At 63.6% G+C, this 19,041-nt stretch carries 21 protein-coding genes; 5 read left to right on the top strand and 16 right to left on the bottom strand.

What is annotated here, in order from left to right; translation table 11 throughout:
* Positions 1-16 precede the first annotated feature (16 nt).
* The 8 genes from ruvC to tyrS all read right to left on the bottom strand — a co-directional run bounded on the left by ruvC (position 17) and on the right by tyrS (position 6,929).
* A complete protein-coding gene (ruvC, locus tag ACSQ8Y_RS29830) occupies positions 17-583 on the bottom strand; it encodes a crossover junction endodeoxyribonuclease RuvC (protein WP_436270280.1) in 567 nt (188 codons plus the stop codon).
* Between the two features lie 134 nt (positions 584-717).
* Complete coding sequence (gene purH, locus ACSQ8Y_RS29825) at positions 718-2,304, bottom strand: bifunctional phosphoribosylaminoimidazolecarboxamide formyltransferase/IMP cyclohydrolase (protein ID WP_436270206.1); 1,587 nt, start codon at positions 2,302-2,304, stop codon at positions 718-720.
* 102 nt (positions 2,305-2,406) lie between these two features.
* Positions 2,407-2,640 (bottom strand): helix-turn-helix domain-containing protein, encoded by a 234-nt coding sequence (locus ACSQ8Y_RS29820; RefSeq protein ID WP_056398400.1) that lies wholly within the window; start codon positions 2,638-2,640, stop codon positions 2,407-2,409.
* Positions 2,641-2,682: 42 nt separating this feature from the next.
* Positions 2,683-3,699: a tRNA dihydrouridine synthase DusB gene (dusB, locus tag ACSQ8Y_RS29815; RefSeq protein WP_436270205.1), complete on the bottom strand. Its 1,017-nt coding sequence runs from the start codon at positions 3,697-3,699 to the stop codon at positions 2,683-2,685.
* A 195-nt stretch (positions 3,700-3,894) separates the two neighbouring features.
* Entirely contained in the window at positions 3,895-4,548 is a 654-nt protein-coding gene (locus ACSQ8Y_RS29810; RefSeq protein ID WP_436270204.1) for a histidine phosphatase family protein, read from the bottom strand.
* 11 nt (positions 4,549-4,559) lie between these two features.
* A complete protein-coding gene (locus ACSQ8Y_RS29805) occupies positions 4,560-5,210 on the bottom strand; it encodes a YbhB/YbcL family Raf kinase inhibitor-like protein (protein WP_436270203.1) in 651 nt (216 codons plus the stop codon).
* A 13-nt stretch (positions 5,211-5,223) separates the two neighbouring features.
* Positions 5,224-5,676, bottom strand: coding sequence for a D-aminoacyl-tRNA deacylase (gene dtd / locus ACSQ8Y_RS29800; RefSeq protein WP_436270202.1), 453 nt, complete (start codon positions 5,674-5,676; stop codon positions 5,224-5,226).
* On the bottom strand, positions 5,673-6,929 hold the full coding sequence (tyrS, locus tag ACSQ8Y_RS29795) for a tyrosine--tRNA ligase (protein ID WP_436270201.1): 1,257 nt from the start codon (positions 6,927-6,929) through the stop codon (positions 5,673-5,675). Before tyrS ends, dtd begins: the two co-directional genes overlap by 4 nt.
* Positions 6,930-7,085: 156 nt before the next feature.
* Between tyrS and ACSQ8Y_RS29790 the strand changes: the two genes are divergently transcribed.
* Entirely contained in the window at positions 7,086-8,468 is a 1,383-nt protein-coding gene (locus ACSQ8Y_RS29790; protein ID WP_436270200.1) for a peptidoglycan DD-metalloendopeptidase family protein, read from the top strand.
* 150 nt (positions 8,469-8,618) lie between these two features.
* Positions 8,619-9,716, top strand: coding sequence for an anhydro-N-acetylmuramic acid kinase (locus ACSQ8Y_RS29785; protein ID WP_436270199.1), 1,098 nt, complete (start codon positions 8,619-8,621; stop codon positions 9,714-9,716).
* A gap of 136 nt (positions 9,717-9,852) precedes the next feature.
* Here the strand turns inward: ACSQ8Y_RS29785 and erpA are convergent, their stop codons facing one another.
* The 6 genes from erpA to ACSQ8Y_RS29755 all read right to left on the bottom strand — a co-directional run bounded on the left by erpA (position 9,853) and on the right by ACSQ8Y_RS29755 (position 14,977).
* Positions 9,853-10,218 carry an iron-sulfur cluster insertion protein ErpA gene (erpA, locus tag ACSQ8Y_RS29780; protein WP_161071691.1) on the bottom strand — a complete coding sequence of 122 codons (366 nt, stop codon included), beginning with the start codon at positions 10,216-10,218 and terminating at the stop codon, positions 9,853-9,855.
* A gap of 37 nt (positions 10,219-10,255) precedes the next feature.
* Entirely contained in the window at positions 10,256-10,645 is a 390-nt protein-coding gene (locus ACSQ8Y_RS29775; protein WP_436270198.1) for a hypothetical protein, read from the bottom strand.
* A 7-nt stretch (positions 10,646-10,652) separates the two neighbouring features.
* A complete protein-coding gene (gene argC, locus ACSQ8Y_RS29770; RefSeq protein WP_436270197.1) occupies positions 10,653-11,690 on the bottom strand; it encodes an N-acetyl-gamma-glutamyl-phosphate reductase in 1,038 nt (345 codons plus the stop codon).
* A gap of 123 nt (positions 11,691-11,813) precedes the next feature.
* Positions 11,814-12,206, bottom strand: a complete 393-nt coding sequence (gene rpsI / locus ACSQ8Y_RS29765) for a 30S ribosomal protein S9 (RefSeq protein ID WP_436270196.1) — start codon at positions 12,204-12,206, stop codon at positions 11,814-11,816.
* Positions 12,207-12,215: 9 nt separating this feature from the next.
* On the bottom strand, positions 12,216-12,644 hold the full coding sequence (gene rplM, locus ACSQ8Y_RS29760; RefSeq protein ID WP_056398365.1) for a 50S ribosomal protein L13: 429 nt from the start codon (positions 12,642-12,644) through the stop codon (positions 12,216-12,218).
* 161 nt (positions 12,645-12,805) lie between these two features.
* Positions 12,806-14,977: an NHL repeat-containing protein gene (locus tag ACSQ8Y_RS29755; RefSeq protein ID WP_436270195.1), complete on the bottom strand. Its 2,172-nt coding sequence runs from the start codon at positions 14,975-14,977 to the stop codon at positions 12,806-12,808.
* Positions 14,978-15,221: 244 nt separating this feature from the next.
* On the opposite strand from ACSQ8Y_RS29755, the gene ACSQ8Y_RS29750 reads away from it, so the two are divergent.
* Positions 15,222-15,644, top strand: coding sequence for an OsmC family protein (locus tag ACSQ8Y_RS29750; protein WP_436270194.1), 423 nt, complete (start codon positions 15,222-15,224; stop codon positions 15,642-15,644).
* Positions 15,645-15,687: 43 nt separating this feature from the next.
* On the opposite strand, the gene coq7 is transcribed toward ACSQ8Y_RS29750, so the two are convergent.
* Both coq7 and ACSQ8Y_RS29740 read right to left on the bottom strand, forming a co-directional pair.
* Positions 15,688-16,332, bottom strand: a complete 645-nt coding sequence (gene coq7 / locus ACSQ8Y_RS29745; protein ID WP_436270193.1) for a 2-polyprenyl-3-methyl-6-methoxy-1,4-benzoquinone monooxygenase — start codon at positions 16,330-16,332, stop codon at positions 15,688-15,690.
* Between the two features lie 33 nt (positions 16,333-16,365).
* On the bottom strand, positions 16,366-16,827 hold the full coding sequence (locus ACSQ8Y_RS29740; protein ID WP_436270192.1) for a hypothetical protein: 462 nt from the start codon (positions 16,825-16,827) through the stop codon (positions 16,366-16,368).
* A gap of 98 nt (positions 16,828-16,925) precedes the next feature.
* Here ACSQ8Y_RS29740 and ACSQ8Y_RS29735 point away from each other — a divergent pair, with 98 nt between their 5' ends.
* Both ACSQ8Y_RS29735 and ACSQ8Y_RS29730 read left to right on the top strand, forming a co-directional pair.
* Entirely contained in the window at positions 16,926-17,714 is a 789-nt protein-coding gene (locus ACSQ8Y_RS29735) for an ABC transporter ATP-binding protein (RefSeq protein WP_436270191.1), read from the top strand.
* 2 nt (positions 17,715-17,716) lie between these two features.
* On the top strand, positions 17,717-18,913 hold the full coding sequence (locus tag ACSQ8Y_RS29730) for an ABC transporter permease (RefSeq protein WP_436270190.1): 1,197 nt from the start codon (positions 17,717-17,719) through the stop codon (positions 18,911-18,913).
* The last annotated feature ends 128 nt before the right edge of the window (positions 18,914-19,041 follow it).

Raw genomic sequence — 19,041 nt, 5'->3', positions numbered from 1 at the left:
ACCTTAAAGTATTTGTTTAGTCGACCAGGCGGCCGCGCCGCATGCGCAGGCCGGCCAGCGGGCTCGCGGCCTGGCCGGCCTTGCCCGGCAGCGCACCGGCCAGCGCGATCAGCGCCAGCGCATCATAGCTGTTCGCATGGCAGATCGCCACGCCGAGCGCGTCGGCCGCGTCCGAGCCGGGCAGGCCGGGCAGCGACAGCAGGCGCGCGACCATGTCCTGCACCTGCGCCTTGTCGGCCTTGCCGGTGCCGACCACGGCCTGCTTGAGCTGGGTGGGCGAGTATTCGGCCACGCTGAGGCCGTTGCTCACCAGCGCGCAAATGGCGGCGCCGCGCGCCTGGCCCAGCAGCAGGGTCGATTGGGGATTGACGTTGACGAAGACTTTCTCGATAGCCGAACAGTCCGGCTGGTAGGTCGCCGCGACTTCGCTCACGCCGTCCAGTATCACCTTCAGCCGGGCCGGCAGGTCGCCCTCGCCCGACTTGATGGTGCCGGACGCGATATAGCGCAGCTTCGCCCCCTGCTTGTGAATGACGCCAAAGCCGGTCGTGCGCAAGCCAGGGTCGATGCCGAGAATAATCATGCTGGGATTGTACATCAACAACATCGCCGGCAAGCAGCAAAAGCTGTATATAAGCACAGTGCAAAAAAGCGGGGCCGGACAGGTTTCCCGGTCCGGCCCCGCTTTCGGAACACTGATGGCAGCTTATTTGTAAATCAATGGCGGAAGTGGCGGGTGCCGGTGTACAGCATCACCACGCCGCGCTCGTCGGCGGCGTCGATCACTTCCTGGTCGCGCATGGAACCGCCCGGCTGGATCACGCAGGTCGCGCCCGCGTCCACCACCACGTCGAGGCCGTCGCGGAAGGGGAAGAAGGCGTCCGACGCCACCACCGAACCGGCCAGGGCCAGGCCGGCGTTCTGCGCCTTGATCGAAGCGATGCGCGCGGAGTCGATGCGGCTCATCTGGCCGGCGCCCACGCCCAGGGTCATGTTATTGCCGCAGAATACAATCGCGTTCGACTTGACGTACTTGGCCACGCGCCAGGCAAACATCAGGTCCTGCAGCTGCTGCTGGGTAGGCTGCAGCTTGGTGACCACTTTCAGGTCGGCCAGCAGCACGTTCTTCGCGTCGGCCGACTGCACCAGCAGGCCGCCGCCCACGCGCTTGAAGTCCATGGCGTTCACGCCGTTGCCCAGCGGGATTTCCAGCAGGCGCACGTTCTGCTTGGCCGACAGGATCTGCTTGGCGTCGGCCGTGAACGACGGCGCGATCAGCACTTCGACGAACAGCTTGGCCAGTTCGGTGGCGGCGGCGCCGTCCACTTCCACGTTGAAGGCGATGATGCCGCCGAAGGCCGAGGTCGGGTCGGTCTGCAGCGCGCGCTTGTACGCGTCCACCGCGTTGGCGCCCAGTGCCACGCCGCACGGGTTGGCGTGCTTGACGATGACGCAGGCGGCCGACTGGTCGAAGCTGCCCATCGACTTCACGCATTCCCACGCGGCGTCCGCGTCGGCGATGTTGTTGTACGACAGTTCCTTGCCCTGCAGCTGGGTGTAGTTGGCCAGCGCGCCGGCGACCGGCGCCACGTCGCGGTAGAACGCGGCGGACTGGTGCGGGTTTTCGCCGTAGCGCATGTCCTGCACTTTTTCATAGTGCGCGTTCAGCGTCTGCGGGTAGGCGGCGCGGTTCGCGTGCGAACGGTCCGGGCCCAGGCTGGTCAGGTAGTTGGTGATGGCGCCGTCGTAGGCCGCCGTGTGCGCGTAGACCTTCTTGGCCAGCATGAAACGGGTTTCATAGCTGACGTAGCCGGGCGCGGCGTCCGTGGTCTTCATCTCGGCCAGCACCACGCCGTAGTCGGACGGATCGCAGATGACGATCACGTCCTTGTGGTTCTTGGCCGCCGAACGCAGCATGGCCGGACCGCCGATGTCGATGTTCTCGATGGCGTCGTCCAGCGTGCAGCTGTCCTTGGCCACGGTGGCCTGGAAGGGATACAGGTTCACCACCACCAGGTCGATGGTCGGAATGCCGTGCTCTTCCAGCTTGGCCATGTGCTCGGGGAAGTCGCGGCGCGCGAGGATGCCGCCGTGGACTTTCGGGTGCAGCGTCTTCACGCGGCCATCCAGCATTTCCGGGAAACCGGTGTAGTCGGCCACTTCGGTCACCGGCACGCCGTTGTCGGCGAGCAGCTTGGCGGTGCCGCCGGTGGACAGGATGTTGACGCCCATGGCGGACAGGGCACGGGCGAAGTCCAGGACGCCGGTCTTGTCGGAGACGGAGATGAGAGCTTGTTTAATCATGGCTGTGGCTAGTTTGTTGAGTGTTCGGTTGAGACCAACGGTGGGAACTCCCCGGCAGCAACGGCCGGTCACAGCCATGCAAGCCGGGACGTCAGCGGGGCCTTACAGCAGGCCGTGTTCCTGCAATTTTTTCCGCAAAGTATTGCGATTGATGCCCAGCATCTGCGCGGCGTGCGACTGGTTGCCGTCGGCGCGCGTCATCACGACTTCGAGTATCGGACGTTCCACGGTCAGCACGACCATGTCATAGATGTTCGACGCTTGTTGCTCGCCCAAGTCGTTGAAGTAATCTTCCAGGGATTTCTGGACGACTTCCTGAATGCTTTCTTTGCTCATTTTTATATATTTCTGCTAATTAATCTGCCAGGCTGGCACCGGTCAGGCGGCCAGCTGTTCTTCGGCGAGGCGGTATTGTAACCGTTCGCCATACTTCCATTGCGATTCAAAAAATTCTTTAACCGACAGCAACTGTTCCTGCGTGGACTCCAGGCGGTTCATGCGCTGGCGGAATTCCTCGCCGCCTGCCAGGTCGCGCACATACCAGCCGATGTGCTTGCGCGCGGTCAGCATGCCCTTGCGTTCGCCGTAAAAAGCGTAGTGCGCCTGCAGGTGCTCGTCCATCAGCGCCGCCACTTCGGCCACCAGCGGCGCCGGCAGGTGGGTGCCGGTGCGCAGGTAGTGGTCGATCTCGCGGAAAATCCATGGGCGGCCTTGCGCGGCGCGGCCCACCATCACCGCATCGGCGCCGGTCCTGTCCAGAACATAACGGGCTTTCTCGGGCGAGGTGATGTCGCCGTTGGCCACCACGGGGATGCCGGCGGCCGCCTTGACGGCGGCGATGGTGTCGTACTCGGCGTCGCCGGTGTAGCCGTCGGCGCGGGTGCGGCCGTGCAAGGTCAGCATGCGGATGCCGGCCTGCTCGGCGATGCGCGCGATGCGCAGGGCATTCCTGTTTTCGCGGTCCCAGCCGGTACGGAATTTCAGCGTGACGGGCACGTCCACCGCATTGACCACCGCATGCAGGATGCGCTCGACCAGGTCCTCGTGCGGCAACAGGGCCGAACCGCACCAGTTGTTGCACACTTTCTTGACCGGGCAGCCCATGTTGATGTCGATGATCTGGGCGCCCTTGTCAACGTTGTATTTTGCGCAATCGGCCAGTTCCTGCGGGTCGGCGCCGGCGATCTGCACCGCCTTCGGCTCCATTTCCCCGGCATGGTCGATGCGGCGCGAGCTCTTTTCAGACGCCCACACGCGCGGGTTCGAGGCCGCCATCTCCGACACGGCGTAACCGGCGCCCAGCTCTTTGCAGAGCTGGCGGTATGGCCTGTCCGTCACGCCGGCCATGGGGGCGACGAAGACGTTGTTGCGAAGTATATGAGGGCCGATTTGCACTGGTGGAGCCTAAAGGTGGGATGGGGAAACCGTCTATTCTACCCGAAGGGGTGCTCAAATAATAAGCACTATTTAATCTGATACGCATGCTTGAGCAGCGTATCGCTTATGAAACTGAGTTTCCTTGCGTAAATTATAAGCACGGGCGTGCGACATACCTTGTCGTGCCCGCGCAGGCGGGCGGCGGCACATCGGCTAAATGATGTCGTCCAGGACGAGCTGTTCGAGGTGAGCGGTGTCGCCCCAGTGTTTGAGCGCCAGTTTGCCGTTATCGAAAGTGAAACGGTTGATGCCGGCGTTCTTGACCTGGAAGTCGCGCGGGCTGTCCAAGGTCATGCCGGTGGCGGCGCGGTACGCGCATTCCAGCACGCCGCCGTGCGCCACGATGGCGATGGTTTGCCCCGGATGCCGCTCGGCCCAGGCGGCGATGCCATCCGTGCAGCGGTCGTGGAACTGGCGGAAGCTTTCGGCCACGCGCGCGCCCGCCGGCGGCACGGCGTCGATGTCGCGCGCCTGCCAGGCGGCGAACTCGGCCGGATAAGTGCGCTCGATGTCCGCATACAGCATGCCTTCGAACACGCCGTAGCAGCGCTCGCGCAACTGGACGTCCTGCTGGACGGTGCGGGCCGGATGGCCGTGGTGGCCCGCTACCGCCTGCGCCGTCTGCAGCGCGCGCTGCAGGTCGCTCGAAATGATGGCATGCAGCGGCTCGTCGGCCAGCGCGCGCGCCAGCGCCTCGGCCTGGCGCTGCCCCTCGTCGTTCAGTGGGATGTCGATGTGGCCCTGCAGGCGGCGCACGGCGTTCCACGCCGTTTCGCCGTGGCGTATCAATAAGATGCTGGTAGTCATGTAACCCTGATTTAGCGCGCCTGGGGATTCAGGCTGTAGGCGCCTATGGTTTGTGCTTCGTCCAGGATATGGCCGCGCATCGCGATGCTCGCCTCCAGGCAGGTGAAGCGTCCTTCCAGCGGCAGCCGCGGCACATCGAGCGCATACAGCCGGAACACATAATGGTGCACGCGCAGGTCGTTCCATGGCGGGCAGGGGCCATCATAACCGAAATACTCGCCCGCCATGGCGGGGTCGCCCGCAAACCAGTCGGTGTAGTCGTTCAGGCCGTGGCGCAGCTGGTGCTGGCCGCCGTTGAACACCACCAGCGGCGCGTCCGGTCCGGGTTTCCCCCTCGGCACGACGCCGTTGGACAACTGGCCCGCCGCGATGGTGCTCAGTTCGGGCGGGATGTCGACCAGGCTCCAGTGGTAAAAGTCGCTGCGCGGCAAGTCCGGCGACAGCAGCTTGCCTTCCTGGTTGGCGTCGGCCGCATCGGCCGGCGCGTCGCCGTCGATGCACAGCAGCAGCAGCGACTGGGTGCCGTTCGGCACCTCGCTCCAGGCCAGGTGCGGATTGCGGTTGGCCGCCAGTCTGATGCGCTTGGCCGGATCCGGCTCGGCAAACGCGAATTCGGCGGGGATGACACCGCCGTTCCTGAAAGAATCACTCCACAGCTTCATCACCGCCTCCTCGTTAGACCCGCTTCGGGTCGACCTGCAGCCAGAACGTCACCGGTCCATCGTTCGTCAGCGACACCTTCATGTCGGCGCCGAACCGCCCCGTCGCCACTTGCGCATGCTTGCGCCGCGCCTGCTCCACGAAATACGCGAACAGGCGCGCGCCATCCGCCGGGGCGGCGGCTGGCGTGAACGACGGGCGCGTGCCAGACCTGGTGTCCGCCGCCAGCGTGAACTGCGGCACCAGCAGCAAGCCGCCGGCGACATCGGTCACGCTGCGGTTCATCTTGCCCGCCTCGTCCGCAAACACGCGGTAGCCCAGCAGCTTGGCCAGCAGGGCGTCCGCTTCCTTCTCGGTGTCGCCGCGCTCGGCGCACACCAGTACCATCAGGCCGGCGTCGATGGCGCCGACCAGCCCGCCCTCGACCACCACCGTGGCGCTGCTGACGCGCTGCAGCAGCCCTATCATGCCGTCAAGGTGACGCGCGCGAACTTGCGCTTGCCCACTTGCAGCACGAACACGCCGGCGTCCAGCTTCAGCGCCTTGTCGCTGACGACCGCGCCGTCCACGCGCACGCCGCCCTGGTCCACCATGCGGCTCGCTTCCGACACCGAGGCGCACAGCCCGGCCTGCTTGAGCAGCTGGGCGATGCCGGCCGGCGCGCCGGACAGGGCGATGTCGGCCACGTCGTCCGGTATGCCGCCCTTGGAACGGTTGACGAAGTCGGCCAGCGCATCCTCGGCCGCCTGGCGCGAATGGAAGCGCTCGACGATCTCCTGCGCCAGCGCCACTTTCGCGTCGCGCGGGTTGCCACCCTGCTCCACGGCGCGTTTCATCGCCGCTACTTCTTCGATCGATTTCCACGACAAGAGTTCGAAATATCGCCACATCATGACGTCGGAGATGCTCATCAGTTTAGCGAACATCGTGTTGCCCGGTTCGGTGATGCCGATGTAATTGTTCTTCGACTTGGACATTTTTTCGACACCGTCCAAACCTTCCAGCAGCGGCATGGTCAAAATGCACTGAGGCTCCTGGCCATAATCTTTTTGCAGCTCGCGGCCCACCAGCAGGTTGAATTTCTGGTCGGTGCCACCAAGTTCCAGGTCAGCCTTGAGGGCCACGGAATCGTAGCCCTGCATGAGCGGGTACAGGAATTCGTGGATCGAGATCGGCGTGCCGCTCTTGAAGCGCTTGGTGAAGTCGTCGCGCTCCATCATGCGCGCCACGGTGTAGCGCGAGGACAGCTGTATCATGCCGCGCGCGCCGAGCGGGTCGCACCACTCGGAGTTGTAGCGGATTTCGGTCCTGGCAGGGTCCAGCACCAGCGAAGCCTGCTTGAAGTAGGTGGCGGCGTTGGCTTCGATCTGCTCGCGCGTCAGTGGCGGACGGGTGGCGTTGCGGCCGGACGGGTCGCCGATCATGGAGGTGAAATCGCCGATCAGGAAGATCACCTGGTGGCCCAGGTTTTGCAGCTGACGCATCTTGTTCAGCACTACGGTGTGGCCCAGGTGCAAGTCGGGCGCGGTCGGGTCCAGGCCCAGTTTGATGCGCAGCGGCACGCCGCTTTGTTCGGAGCGCGCCAGTTTCTGCGCGAATTCACTCTCGATCAGCAGCTCATCGACGCCGCGTTTGGTGATGGCCAGGGCTGCCTGGACGCTGTCGGACAGCGGCAGTGCCGTGGAGGAAGCCTTCTTGGGCGTGTCGGTGCTAGTAGCCATAGGGGGTGACGAAATCTCGTGAAAATGTAGGATGAGTCCGATAGTTTGATATAATTCGCGATCCCATCAATCTTGCCGCATGAAAATCCAACAAGACGACAACTATAAAAATATCAAGGTCCGGAACAGTTCAAGCGGTAAATTTTAACTGATTGCATGAACCATATAAACAAATTCACAAGCTCACGCTTGGTCAACTTGCTAGGTTCGACGCGCAAGGCGCGCATCATGAGTGCATCGGCGATCTTCCTTGCCGTGTGCGCCTTCGGTGCGGCCGGCGTCGCGCCGCTCGCGCCGGACGCGGCGGATCTACCGGTCAAGTCCATCTCCCAGAACCTCGAACTGCCCAATATCTCCGCGCAAATCGGCGCCCTCGAACAGCAGGAATCCACCGAAAAGTACGTCCACGAAGAACGCATCCGCGCCGGCGACTCGCTCGCCACGCTGATGACGCGCCTCGGCGTGGAAGACGACGCGGCCGAAACCTTCATCAAGAAGGACAAGGTCGCCAAGGGCGTCATGCAGCTGAAAACCGGCAAGCGCGTGCAAGCGCAAACCGACGAGAACGGCAACCTGGTGTGGCTGCGCGCCACCGTGGTCGACAGCAAGGACACGCCGGTCAAGAACATCCTGGTCAGCCGCAAGGGCGAAGGTTTCGTCGCCAGCGAAGAAGCGGCCAAGCTGGAACGCCGCGTGGAAATGCACGCGCGCACCATCAATTCCACGCTGTTCGCGGCCACCGACGCCAGCAACGACGGCGCCAAGCTGCCCGACACCGTGGTGCACCAGATCGTGGAGATGTTCTCGACCAACATCGATTTCCGTTCCGACCTGAAGCGCGGCGACCATTTCAACGTGGTCTACGAAACGTTCTGGCAGGATGGCGAGTTCATCCGTGCCGGCCGCATCCTGGCCGGTGAATTCACCAACCGCGGCGTGACCTACCAGTCGGTCTGGTTTGAAGATCCGAGCAGCAACCAGGGTGGCGGCTACTACAGCTTCGACGGCAAGTCCCTGAAAAAAGCCTTCCTCAAGTCGCCGCTGGAGTTCTCCCGTATCTCGTCCGGCTTCTCGATGCGCGTGCACCCGATTTCGGGCAACTGGAAGGCCCACAAAGGCATCGACTTCGCGGCCGCGACCGGCACGCCTATCCGCGCCTCCGGCGACGGCGTGGTGGACTTCGCCGGCACCCAGGGCGGCTACGGCAACCTGGTCGTGCTGAAGCACTGGTCCAACTACACCACCGCTTACGCCCACATGAGCCGCTTCGCGCCGGGCCTGAAGAAAGGCGCCAAGGTCAGCCAGGGCGACGTGATCGGCTATGTCGGCAGCACCGGCTGGTCGACCGGCGCCCACCTGCACTACGAGTTCCGGGTAGGCGGCGACGCCAAGGATCCGACCAAGCTGAACGTGCAAGCGCAAGCCCCGCTGACCGCGGCCGAGCTGAGCCGCTTCAAAACCGTCTCCGGCGACATGATGCACCGCTTCGCGCTGCTGCGCCCGACCAATGCCAACGCAGGCAGCCTGGCCGCAAAATAAAGCAGTCCGCAAGAGAACAAGACGGCGCCAGCAACGGCGCCGTTTTTTTTGCCTGTCAGAAAAAAGGAGCCTGGCCCTTTTTAAAATTTGACCCTGGCCCCTTTTCCGCTGGGCTGAGGCACAATAGTGGAAAACTATTGGGAGACGCGGATGAGCCTTTATATCGGGTTGATGTCGGGTACCAGCCTGGATGGCGTGGACGGCGTGCTGGTGGACTTTTGGGCCGGCGCGGCGCGCACCATGGCGGCGGCTTATGTGCCCTTCCCGCCCGCGCTGCGCGCCGAGTTGATGGCGCTGCAGGCGGCCAGCCCGAACGAACTGGAACGCGAGGCGCTGGCGGCCAACAAGCTGGCCGGACTTTATGCCGAGTGCGTGCAGGCTGTGCTGACCCAGGCCGACATGAAACCGGCCGACGTGCGGGCCATCGGTTCGCACGGCCAGACCATACGCCACCGGCCCGAACTGGGCTACACGCGCCAGACCGGCAACCCGGCGCTGCTCGCGGAGCTGTGCGGCATCGACGTGGTGGCGGACTTCCGCAGCCGCGACGTGGCTGCCGGCGGCCAGGGCGCGCCGCTGGTGCCGGCCTTCCACCAGGCCATGTTCAGCCAGGAGGGCAAGCTGCGCGTGCTGGCCAATATCGGCGGCATCGCCAACATCAGCGTGCTGCGCGGCGACGGCAAGGCGACCGGCTTCGATACCGGCCCCGGCAATGTGCTGATGGATGCGTGGATATTGCGCCATAAGGGCAAGGCTTACGACGAGGACGGCGCCTGGGCCGCGTCGGGCCAGGTGATCCAGCCGCTGCTCGACGCGATGCTGCGCGAACCCTATTTCGCCCTGCCCGCCCCCAAGAGCACGGGACGCGACCTGTTCCACGCGGACTGGCTGGACGCGCAGCTGGCGCCCTACGCCTCGGCCGCGCCGCAGGACGTGCAAGCCACGCTGGCGCGCCTGACCGTGGTGTCGCTGGCGAACGCGATCCGCGAGCATGCGCCGAAGACGGAAGCGCTGTATATCTGCGGCGGCGGCGCCTATAACTGCACGCTGATGCGCGAGCTGGCCGCCGAACTGGGCGCGGGAACCAGCGTGGATTCGACCGCCGCGCTGGGCGTGGAGCCGAACCGCATGGAAGCACTGGCTTTCGCGTGGCTGGCGTTCCGCTTCAATGAGCGGCTGGCGGGTAATCTGCCTGCCGTCACCGGGGCGCGCGGCGAACGCGTGCTCGGCGCGCTCTATCCGCGCTGACGCCGCATTCCAGGTCGGCCAGCGCGGCGTCGCCGACGCCCGCGCAAAAACGCCGCCCCAGCGCAAAACGGCGGACCAAGCAAGCATGTCCGCCGTACGAGTTTCCCCAATACCGCCGCAGCGGCCTCACATCACTTTATGCCGAGAACGAGGAGCCGCAGCCGCAGGTCGACGTGGCGTTCGGGTTCTTGATGACGAATTGCGCGCCTTCCAGATCGTCCTTGTAGTCGATCTCGGCACCGATCAGGTACTGGTAGCTCATCGAGTCGATCAGCAGCTGCACGCCGTTCTTGTCCATCGTGGTGTCGTCTTCGTTGACGATTTCATCGAACGTGAAACCATACTGGAAGCCCGAGCAGCCGCCGCCCTGCACGAATACGCGCAGTTTCAGGTCGGGATTGCCCTCTTCTTCGATCAGTTGCGCAACCTTCTGCGCGGCGCTGTCGGTGAACACGATAGGGACCGGGATTACTTCGTCTTGCACTTCGGCTACTGCATTCATTTGGTACTCCTCAAAATTCATACGGCCATTATAGACCTTAGTGGGAACTCATGCTGTCGGGGCCTGCTTTCCCCGGCTGCGTTTGGTTCTCCGGCAACACTTTGTCCTCAGATGGGGGCTGCGACCCGGTTCTACCAGTGGCAATCGGGAGCCCGGCCTTGCTCGCCGCCTCCAGCAAGGCGTCGCGCTCGGCGGTGACGCGGACCAGTTCCGCCTGCACCAGCGCCAGCTGATCCTGCGCGGCGGGCGCACCCCGGCTGGCGCCGAAGATGCGCTGGCCCAGGTCGATGCCCCACACCAGCAGCACGCCGGCCAGCGCCAGCACGACGGCCACGGCGGCGGCGCGCTTGAGCAGCGGCGCCTTGTGCTCGACCAGCACGGTTTCCGGCGCCGCAGCCCCGGAACCCTGCCATTTGCCTTTTTCCACGACGTGCTTACGGCAGCAGCGCGATGTTGTCCAGGCCCATGCCTTCTTCCAGGCCGAACATCAAGTTCATGCACTGCACGGCCTGGCCGGACGCGCCCTTGACCAGGTTGTCCTGCACCACCAGCACGACGACGGTATCGCCGTTGTCCGGGCGGTGCAGCGCCAGGCGCAGCATATTGGCGCCGCGCGTGCTGCGGGTTTCCGGGTGCGAGCCGAAGGGCATCACGTCCACGAAAGGCTGGTCCTTGTAGGCGTCCTCGAACAGCGCCTGCAGCGCCTCGTTGGTCACGTCCTTGTTCAGGCGCGCGTACAGCGTGGAATGCATGCCGCGTATCATCGGCACCAGGTGGGGCGTGAAGATCAGCCTGACCTTGTCGCTGCTGAAGCGCTGCAGCTGGGCCACAGTCTCGGGCGTGTGGCGGTGGCCGGACACGCCGTAGGCCTTGAAGTTGTCGCTGGCCTCGGAGAACAGCGTGCCGATCTCGGCCTTGCGGCCGGCGCCGGACACGCCGGACTTGCAGTCGGCGATCAGGTTGCCCGCGTCGACGATGCCGGCCTTGAGCAGCGGCACGAAGCCCAGCTGCATGGTGGTCGGGTAGCAGCCCGGGTTGGCGATCAGCTTGGCGCCCTTGACGTCTTCGCGGTTCAGCTCCGGCAGGCCGTAGACGGCCTGCTCGATCAGCTGCGGCGCGGTGTGCGGAATCTTGTACGTCTTTTCAAATACGGCCTGGTCCTTGATGCGGAAGTCCGCCGCCAGGTCGATCACCTTGACGCCGGCCTTCAGCAGCGCGGGCGCCTGCTCCATGGCGACGCCGTGCGGGGTGGCGAAGAACACCACGTCGCACTGGCTCAGGTCGACCTTGTCCGGCGCCGAGAACGCCAGGTTGACGCGGCCGCGCAGGGAAGGATACATGTCAGCCACCGGCAAACCATCCTCTTTGCGCGACGTGATTGCCGTCAGCTGCACTTGGGGGTGGACGGCCAACAATCGCAGCAGTTCCACTCCGGTGTATCCGGTGCCGCCGACGATGCCAACTTTGATCATGTTCTTTCCTTGGGAGTAAATGAAGAGGGGGTGCCCATTTTAGCAGGGCTGAAAAAAAACCGCCCGGCGTACCGGGCGGCTTTTTCGACAGCATGTGCCGAAACACATGCCGAAAGAAGCAGATTAACGCTTCGAGAATTGCTTTGCGCGACGTGCTTTGCGCAGACCGACTTTTTTACGTTCAACTTCGCGTGCATCGCGGGTAACGAAGCCGGCACGTGCCAGGTCGCCCTTCAGCGTTGCATCGTAGTCGATCAGTGCGCGGGTGATGCCGTGACGCACAGCGCCTGCCTGGCCGGACTCGCCGCCGCCGTGTACGTTGACTTTGATGTCAAAACGCTCGACGTTGCCGGTCAGTTCCAGTGGTTGACGGATGACCATCAGGCCGGTTTCGCGGGAGAAGTACTCAGCCGCTGGCTTGCCGTTAACGATGATTTGGCCAGTGCCTGCTTTGATGAAGACGCGAGCCACTGCACTCTTGCGACGGCCGGTGCCGTAGTTGTAGTTACCGATCATGTCAGTTCCTTAGATTTCGAGTGCTTTAGGTTGCTGAGCAGCGTGCGGGTGCGAACCCTCGGCGTACACTTTCAGCTTCTTGATCATTGCGTAGCCCAGCGGGCCCTTAGGCAGCATGCCTTTGACAGCTTTTTCCAGGGCGCGGCCCGGGAAGCGCTGTTGCATTTTCAGGAAGTTCGTCTCGTAGATGCCACCTGGGTAGCCCGAGTGACGGTAGTAGGTCTTCTCGGTTGCCTTGGTGCCGGTCACGCGCAGTTTGCCTGCGTTGATGATGACGATGAAGTCACCGGTGTCGACGTGCGGGGTGAACTCTGGCTTATGCTTGCCGCGCAGTCGGCGTGCCACTTCGCTGGCAACACGGCCGAGGACTTTGTCCGTCGCGTCAATCACGAACCAATCGCGCTGGACTTCATGGCCCTTAGCGGAAAAAGTTTTCATGTTATGACTTTCTGTGAAAATTAAAAACGCTCATCTGGTGGTTCCGCCCCGGTGTTGCAGCGGACGCATCCTTGTTGTCTACTTTCCCTGAGCGAATGGGAAAGCCGGCAATTATAGCCCGGCTTGCACTCCCTGGTCAATAGCTGCGGTCAATGGCCGGGTTAATAGCTGTATACGTTGACGACGTTGAAGGTGGTGTCCGGCACATAGACGTTGCCCTTGTGGGCATAGATGAAGAACGGCATCCACACCCCGCCCGTCTCCGGGTACTTCTTGAACACCAGGTCGCCGGTCTTGTACTCCAGCGTGTCCGGCCGGATCTTGAACACCTTGAGCGCGCGGTTCACCAGGTCGTTGACGATCAGGTTGTCCTCGTCGTCGATGCACAGGCTGGCCGGCAGGTAGAACTTCTCGTAGTCCTGGTCCAGGTCGTCGCAATAGCCGGCTTCGCCGTAGCTCCACAAGCTCTTGCCTTCGCGGTCGAACACGCGGATGCAGTTGTTGAACTGGTCGCAGACGAACAAACGGTCCTGCGTGTCGACGTCCATGTCGCAGGGCGTGAACGATGCCAGCGCCTTGCCGCCCTCCTCCCACACGAAGTTCTTGACGAAGGCAACGTTGCCGGTCGCTTGCAGCTGCCACATCGAGACACGGTTGTTGAGCGAATCGGCGATGTAGATTTCGCCGTGGCTGTTGACCGTGATGCCCTGCGGCGCCTTCAGCTTGCCCGTGCCGAAAGGCACGCCGTAGTTCAGCAGGTGGCCGTTGGGGCCGTACTGGTACATCGACACGGTCGACATGTTGAAGTTGGTGATGAAGATCAGCGGCGTGCCGGGGCAGACTTGGCCCAGCAGCGGCTGCGACGGGTAATACGCCGTCATCGCGATGTCGCCGGGCGTGAAGAAGCCGCGCACCATGTCCTGCAACTGGACGTAGGGGTTGACGCTGGTGTTGAAGGTTTTCAAGCACCAGTTGCCGGAATCGATGTTGTACGAGGACGTGCCGACGCGGGCCAGCGGATCGAGGCCGGTGCGCACCAGCACGTTGTCATACCAGTACTGGTAGACGCCGGCAGCCGTCTTGGCCCAGTTGTCCAGCCAATTCTTGTTCGGCAGCACGCCGTCGCCCTTGCGGTTCGGATCGACGCGGATCACCGAGGTCATGCAGTTGAACTGGGACGTGGCCAGCGCAACCGTGGAATTGTCGCGGCGGTGGCCGACCGAGTCTAGCAGCAGGGCCGTGGTCGGCAGGTCGTCGTCGATGATATTGATGCTCACGTGCAGCACCGTCGAGGCGAAGGGCTCGCTGATGTAATAGGTGTTCTTTTCCTTGCCGCCGCAGATCTGGTAGGGACCGACGAAGACGCGGTCTTCCAGCGCCCCGTAGATCAGGTCGGAATAGGAATGCACGGGCTCGGGCTCGTGGTTCCACATCGGCAGCATGCCCACCACCTTCTCCTGCAGTTTGCCGTCCGGGTTGTAGACCATGATGGCGTTTTCCACCTGGCCCGGCACGAAGACGTAGTCGTCGATCACGCATACCGAGCGCATGACGTTGAACTTGCCGATGCCGGTCGGCTTGCCGAAGCCATGCAGCAGCGCGGTTTCCTTGGTCGCCTGCAAGGTGTCGTCCTTGACCGGCCAGGCCGTGTCGATCTTCAGGATTTCGTACATGCCGGTGTTGGCGAGGTAGAGATTGCCCTTGCTGTCGCTGGCCAGGCCTTGCGGCCACAGCAGGTCGTGGGTGCTGTCCAGGTCTTGCACGGCGCGGAACTGCAGCACGAATGCGCCGTCCAGCGTGAACTTCACGCAGCGGCTGCGCACGTCGCCGGCAGTGTGGAAGAACTCGTCGCTGACGTAGATGTAGTGCTCGCCGTCCGCCTCGCGCACCACGGCAATGCCGTTCGGGTCGGACAGCGGGATGAAGTTCTTCTGCCCCACGTCGCCGAAGGCGAACTGGAACTCGGCGCTGTGCTCGTCGTACTCGAATGCCACCACGCGGCCGTTGCCCATGTCGGTGCAGTACATGATGTCGTCGGTCGGGTGCGGGCACAGGTGGAAAGGCATCAGCAGGCGCTTGTCCAGGCCGTCGCCGTCCGGTTTGCCGTCGATGACGTGCAACAGCGTCTCGAAGTCGGCCGTGAAAACCAGCACGCGGCTGTTGCCGGTATCACACACCCAGACGTGGTTGTAATTGTCGCGCGCGACGCCGACCGGGGAGTTCATCGTGAAGTCGTCGGGCACTTCCCCGTGCGCCGTGGTGCCAGGAAGGACCAGCTCGCCGTAGTGGCACAGGTGTTTGAAGCTGTTGTCGGATACAGTCGGTTGGCTCATGGGGGTTCCTACCTGTTTGAAAGGGATGGACGTGCGGAAGTACGAAAACCTGACCGGTAAGTATGCGAGATTGCGTGAAAGTGGGCAACATTTATGTTGCACTGCGTTGCAAGGTGGAAGCCAGTGGCAACACTGCTTCCGGTAAAAAATTTTGCTGCAGTGCAGGACGGCGGCGGCCGGCCGCCAAGCGCGGCGGGCCGCAGTCCTTTACAATAAGCGCAAAGTTTTCTTACGGAGATGCAATATGGAATGCAAAGTCAGCTGGAACGGCCCGTCCGGGATGAGTTTTTTGGCCCAGACCGGCTCCGGCCACCTGGTCAACATGGATGGCGCGCCGGAAGGCGGCGGCCACAACCTGGCGCCGCGCCCGATGGAGATGGTGTTGCTGGGCACCGGCGGCTGCACCGCCTATGACGTAGTGCTGATCCTCAAGCGCGGCCGTGAAGACGTGCGCGGCTGCGACGTCACGCTGAAGGCCGAGCGCGCCGACACCGATCCGAAAGTGTTCACCAAGATCCACTTCCATTTCACCGTCACCGGCAAGAACTTGAAGCAGACCACGGTCGAGCGCGCCGTCGCGCTGTCGCATGACAAGTACTGCTCGGCGTCCATCATGCTGGCCAAGACGGCCGAGATCACGCACTCCTACGAGATCGTGGAAGGCTGAGCCTTCACTGCCTGTGGATCCCCTCCTACGAGGGGATGACGCTTCAGATGTAGTACGCGGTGCCGGTCATCAGCTTGCCCATGACCGTCATCGCCATGCGCGCCGGCAAGGGCGCGGTTTCCGCCCCCATCTGCTGCGCGGCCTCGCCGTGCGCCACCTCATCGATACGCATCTGCTCGACGATGGCGCGCGACTTGGCGTCCTGCGGCGGCAGCTTGTCCAGGTGGCTGGCCAGGTGGGCCTCGACCTGCCGCTCCGTTTCCACCACAAAGCCCAGGCTGCGCGCGTCGCCCATCACGGCGGCGGCCGTGCCCAGCGCGTAGGCGCCCGCGTAAAACAGCGGATTGAGCACGCTGATCTGCGAACCCAGCTCGGACAGGCGCTGCGCGGTCCACGCCAGGTGGTCCTCTTCCTCGCGCGAGGCGATTTCGAACTGCTGGCGGATTTCCTCGCTGCGCGCGAAACGCGCCTGCGCGTTGTACAGCGCCTGCGCCATCACCTCGCCCACATGGTTCACCCGCATCAGGCCGGCCGCATGGCGCTGCTCGGCTTCGCTCAGCGCCGCGTCCGCCGCGTGCGCGGCCGGGTTCGGGCGCGAAGCCGATGCCACGCCTGCCACCACGCGCAGCGCCTTGTCGGCGCCGGCGATCAAACGGTCCAGGGGAGTGTGAAAATGGTTCGCTGCCATGATGTTCTGCTTAACGTGGTTCGGAAGACACCATTATATGCCTTCGGCAGCTTCCCTTTCCTCGCGCAGGATGCGCTGGCGCTCGATCCAGTCGGCCACCGGCCCGCGCACGTCGATGCCGGACAAATCCTTGGCCACGCCCAGGTTCAGGCCCAGCAGGAAGGGGATGTTGTCCACCGGCACCGCGTCGCAATGTTCGGCGAAGGCGCGCAGGAAGCGCGGCGAATCGATCACCTTGATCACTTTTTCACCGCTCATGTATTGCAGGATGCTGGTAATGCTGTGGCCCTTGCCGATGGACTGGTAGATGAAGCGGTTGTATTCCTTGTCCAGCTTCTTGAAGTCCAGCGTCTGCTTGGTCATCAGGCCGGACAGGTAATGCAGGCCCAGCGCCACGCGGAAGTAGCCGGTGGCTTCGGAAACGGTGACCCCGCAGCGCGTGACGGCGAGGATTTTTTCCCTGGTGGCGGTATCGATGGGCGAACTGGTTTTCATGTTGGGCAGACTATAGCAAGACAAAACGGTTTTGTATCTTGCATGCGAGAATTTTGGCATGCTACTCTGGTGAACCATCTTTACAACAGGACAATGAAATGCTCGAAGTTCAGGGCTTGGCGAAGCGCTTTGCGCTACCCGCGCAAAAAGGCCGGCCCCTGCCGCAACGCGATCCGCGCGGCCACGACGGCTGGTTCCACGCGGTGCGCGACGTCGGCTTCCGCTGCGCGCCCGGTGAGGTGCTGGGCCTGCTGGGCCCCAACGGCGCCGGCAAGACCACCACGCTGCGCCTGCTGTCCACCGCCCTGAAGGCCGACGCCGGCGTGGCCATGGTGGACGGCGTGGACCTGTTGAAAAATCCACTGCTGGCGCGCCAGCGGATCGGCTTCCTGTCCGGCTCCACCGGCCTGTACGGCCGCCTGACGGCGCGCGAGAACGTCGAATACTTCGGCCGCCTGCACGGCATGGGCGCGGCCCGCCTGAAGCGGCGCTGCGACGAACTGTTCGAACTGCTGCAGATGCAGCATTACGGCAACAGGCGCGCCGACCAGCTGTCCACCGGCATGAAACAGAAATGCGCCATCGCCCGCACCGTGGTGCACGAGCCGCAAATCGTCATCCTCGACGAGCCGACCACCGGCCTGGACGTGATGTCGGCCAAGATCTTGCTGGACTTCATCGCCAGCTACAAGGCGCTGCGCGTGCCGCTGGTGTTTTCCACCCACCATTTGCACGAGGTGGAAAAGCTGTGCGACCGCGTCTGCATCATCAACCACGGCAAGACCGCCTTCCACGGCACGGTGGACGAGCTGCGCCACCTGGGCGGCAGCGCCGACCTGTACGACGCCTTCATCGATGTCGTGAGCCGGCCGGAAGCGGAGGACTGACGATGTGGACCATCTACCTGAAGGAAATCCTGGAACTGGCGCGCGACCGCAAGACCTTCATCTTCACCGTGCTCATACCCGTGCTGGCGATGCCGCTGATCCTGGGCGGCTTCAGCTGGGTGTCGTCGAATATGTTCAACAAGGCGCGCAACGCCGAGCTCAGCTACGCCGTGTTCGGCAAGGAGCACGCGCCGGAACTGGGCGCGCGCTTCACGCGCGAGCGCGGCTTCCGCGAAGTGGCGCTGGCCAGCCCGGACCAGATCCGCAGCGCCATCGACAAGGACGTCATCAAGTTCGCGCTGGTGATCCCGGCCGGCTTCCAGCAGCAGCTGGACGGCAAGGAGCAAGCCAAGGTGGTGCTGCACTACAACAGCGCGGTGATGGTGGACGTGATCCGCAAACGGGTGGCGGCCGAGCTCGACGTGCAGAACGGCGCGCTGCGCGAGGAGGCGCTGTCGGCGCTCAAACTGAGTAAGCACCAGCTGCGCTTCGCGCTCAACCCCATCACGCTGGAGGAGCGTTCCACGGCCGGCAAGCGGGAGCAGATGGGAGCGGTGCTGGGCGGCTTGCTGCCCTATCTGCTGCTGATGGGCTGCCTGATGGCGGCCATGTACCCGGCCATCGACCTCGGCGCCGGCGAAAAAGAGCGCGGCACCCTGGAGACGCTGCTGCTGGCGCCTGTGCCGCGCACTTCCATCGTGCTGGCCAAATTTTTGGTGCTGTTTACGGTCGGCCTGATGTCCTCGCTGCTGATGGTGGCCAGCATGGGCATGCTGCTGTCCTTCCTCGGCAGCGCCGTCGCGCCCGACCTGGCCGCCATGCTGCGCACCATCGGCCTGCTCGACCTGGCCATGGTGGCGCTGATGCTGGCGCCCACCGCCGCCATCTTCGCCGCGGTGCTACTGTCGCTGTCGATCTACGCCAAGAGCTACAAGGAAGCGGCCGGGCTGATCTCGCCGCTGATGCTGCTGTCGCTGCTGCCGGTGATGGTGGCGCTGCTGCCGGGCGTGGAGCTGAACTGGTTCTGGGCCATGGTGCCGCTGACCAATGTCTCGCTGGCGATGAAGGAACTTGTCAAAGGCACCATGGATTACCGCATGTTCTCGGTGATACTGCTGTCGACCACGCTCACGGCCGGCGCGCTGCTGGCCCTGTGCCGCTGGTGGTTCAGCCGCGAGCAGGTGCTGTTCCGCAACTGATTGCTCACTCCCGCCGACAAGCCAACGCTACTCCCGGCTTTGCGCACTCTGGCGCCCCGAATTTGCCGACTGTCGCAATGAGGCAACCGCTGTGTCGCAATTTCAATACAATGCCAGTATTGAGTAAG

It is taken from the genome of Pseudoduganella sp. LjRoot289 (genome assembly GCF_964252925.1).
Classification (GTDB): Bacteria; Pseudomonadota; Gammaproteobacteria; order Burkholderiales; family Burkholderiaceae_D; genus Rugamonas.
The sequence above is the reverse complement of the archived record's forward strand: the minus strand, read 5'-3'. Positions and strand labels throughout refer to the sequence as shown.

Bases quoted from the DNA above. Each gene is read 5' to 3' on its own strand.
- ACSQ8Y_RS29750 (WP_436270194.1), top strand. From the start codon at position 15,222: ATGGAATGCAAAGTCAGCTGGAACGGCCCGTCCGGGATGAGTTTTTTG.
- ruvC (WP_436270280.1), bottom strand. From the start codon at position 583: ATGATTATTCTCGGCATCGACCCTGGCTTGCGCACGACCGGCTTTGGC.
- ACSQ8Y_RS29810 (WP_436270204.1), bottom strand. From the start codon at position 4,548: ATGACTACCAGCATCTTATTGATACGCCACGGCGAAACGGCGTGGAAC.
- rplM (WP_056398365.1), bottom strand. From the start codon at position 12,644: ATGAAAACTTTTTCCGCTAAGGGCCATGAAGTCCAGCGCGATTGGTTC.
- argC (WP_436270197.1), bottom strand. From the start codon at position 11,690: ATGATCAAAGTTGGCATCGTCGGCGGCACCGGATACACCGGAGTGGAA.
- ACSQ8Y_RS29740 (WP_436270192.1), bottom strand. From the start codon at position 16,827: ATGAAAACCAGTTCGCCCATCGATACCGCCACCAGGGAAAAAATCCTC.
- tyrS (WP_436270201.1), bottom strand. From the start codon at position 6,929: ATGGCTACTAGCACCGACACGCCCAAGAAGGCTTCCTCCACGGCACTG.
- dtd (WP_436270202.1), bottom strand. From the start codon at position 5,676: ATGATAGGGCTGCTGCAGCGCGTCAGCAGCGCCACGGTGGTGGTCGAG.
- ACSQ8Y_RS29790 (WP_436270200.1), top strand. From the start codon at position 7,086: ATGAACCATATAAACAAATTCACAAGCTCACGCTTGGTCAACTTGCTA.
- ACSQ8Y_RS29820 (WP_056398400.1), bottom strand. From the start codon at position 2,640: ATGAGCAAAGAAAGCATTCAGGAAGTCGTCCAGAAATCCCTGGAAGAT.
- ACSQ8Y_RS29755 (WP_436270195.1), bottom strand. From the start codon at position 14,977: ATGAGCCAACCGACTGTATCCGACAACAGCTTCAAACACCTGTGCCAC.
- ACSQ8Y_RS29735 (WP_436270191.1), top strand. From the start codon at position 16,926: ATGCTCGAAGTTCAGGGCTTGGCGAAGCGCTTTGCGCTACCCGCGCAA.
- erpA (WP_161071691.1), bottom strand. From the start codon at position 10,218: ATGAATGCAGTAGCCGAAGTGCAAGACGAAGTAATCCCGGTCCCTATC.
- ACSQ8Y_RS29785 (WP_436270199.1), top strand. From the start codon at position 8,619: ATGAGCCTTTATATCGGGTTGATGTCGGGTACCAGCCTGGATGGCGTG.
- purH (WP_436270206.1), bottom strand. From the start codon at position 2,304: ATGATTAAACAAGCTCTCATCTCCGTCTCCGACAAGACCGGCGTCCTG.
- ACSQ8Y_RS29805 (WP_436270203.1), bottom strand. From the start codon at position 5,210: ATGAAGCTGTGGAGTGATTCTTTCAGGAACGGCGGTGTCATCCCCGCC.
- coq7 (WP_436270193.1), bottom strand. From the start codon at position 16,332: ATGGCAGCGAACCATTTTCACACTCCCCTGGACCGTTTGATCGCCGGC.
- ACSQ8Y_RS29730 (WP_436270190.1), top strand. From the start codon at position 17,717: ATGTGGACCATCTACCTGAAGGAAATCCTGGAACTGGCGCGCGACCGC.
- rpsI (WP_436270196.1), bottom strand. From the start codon at position 12,206: ATGATCGGTAACTACAACTACGGCACCGGCCGTCGCAAGAGTGCAGTG.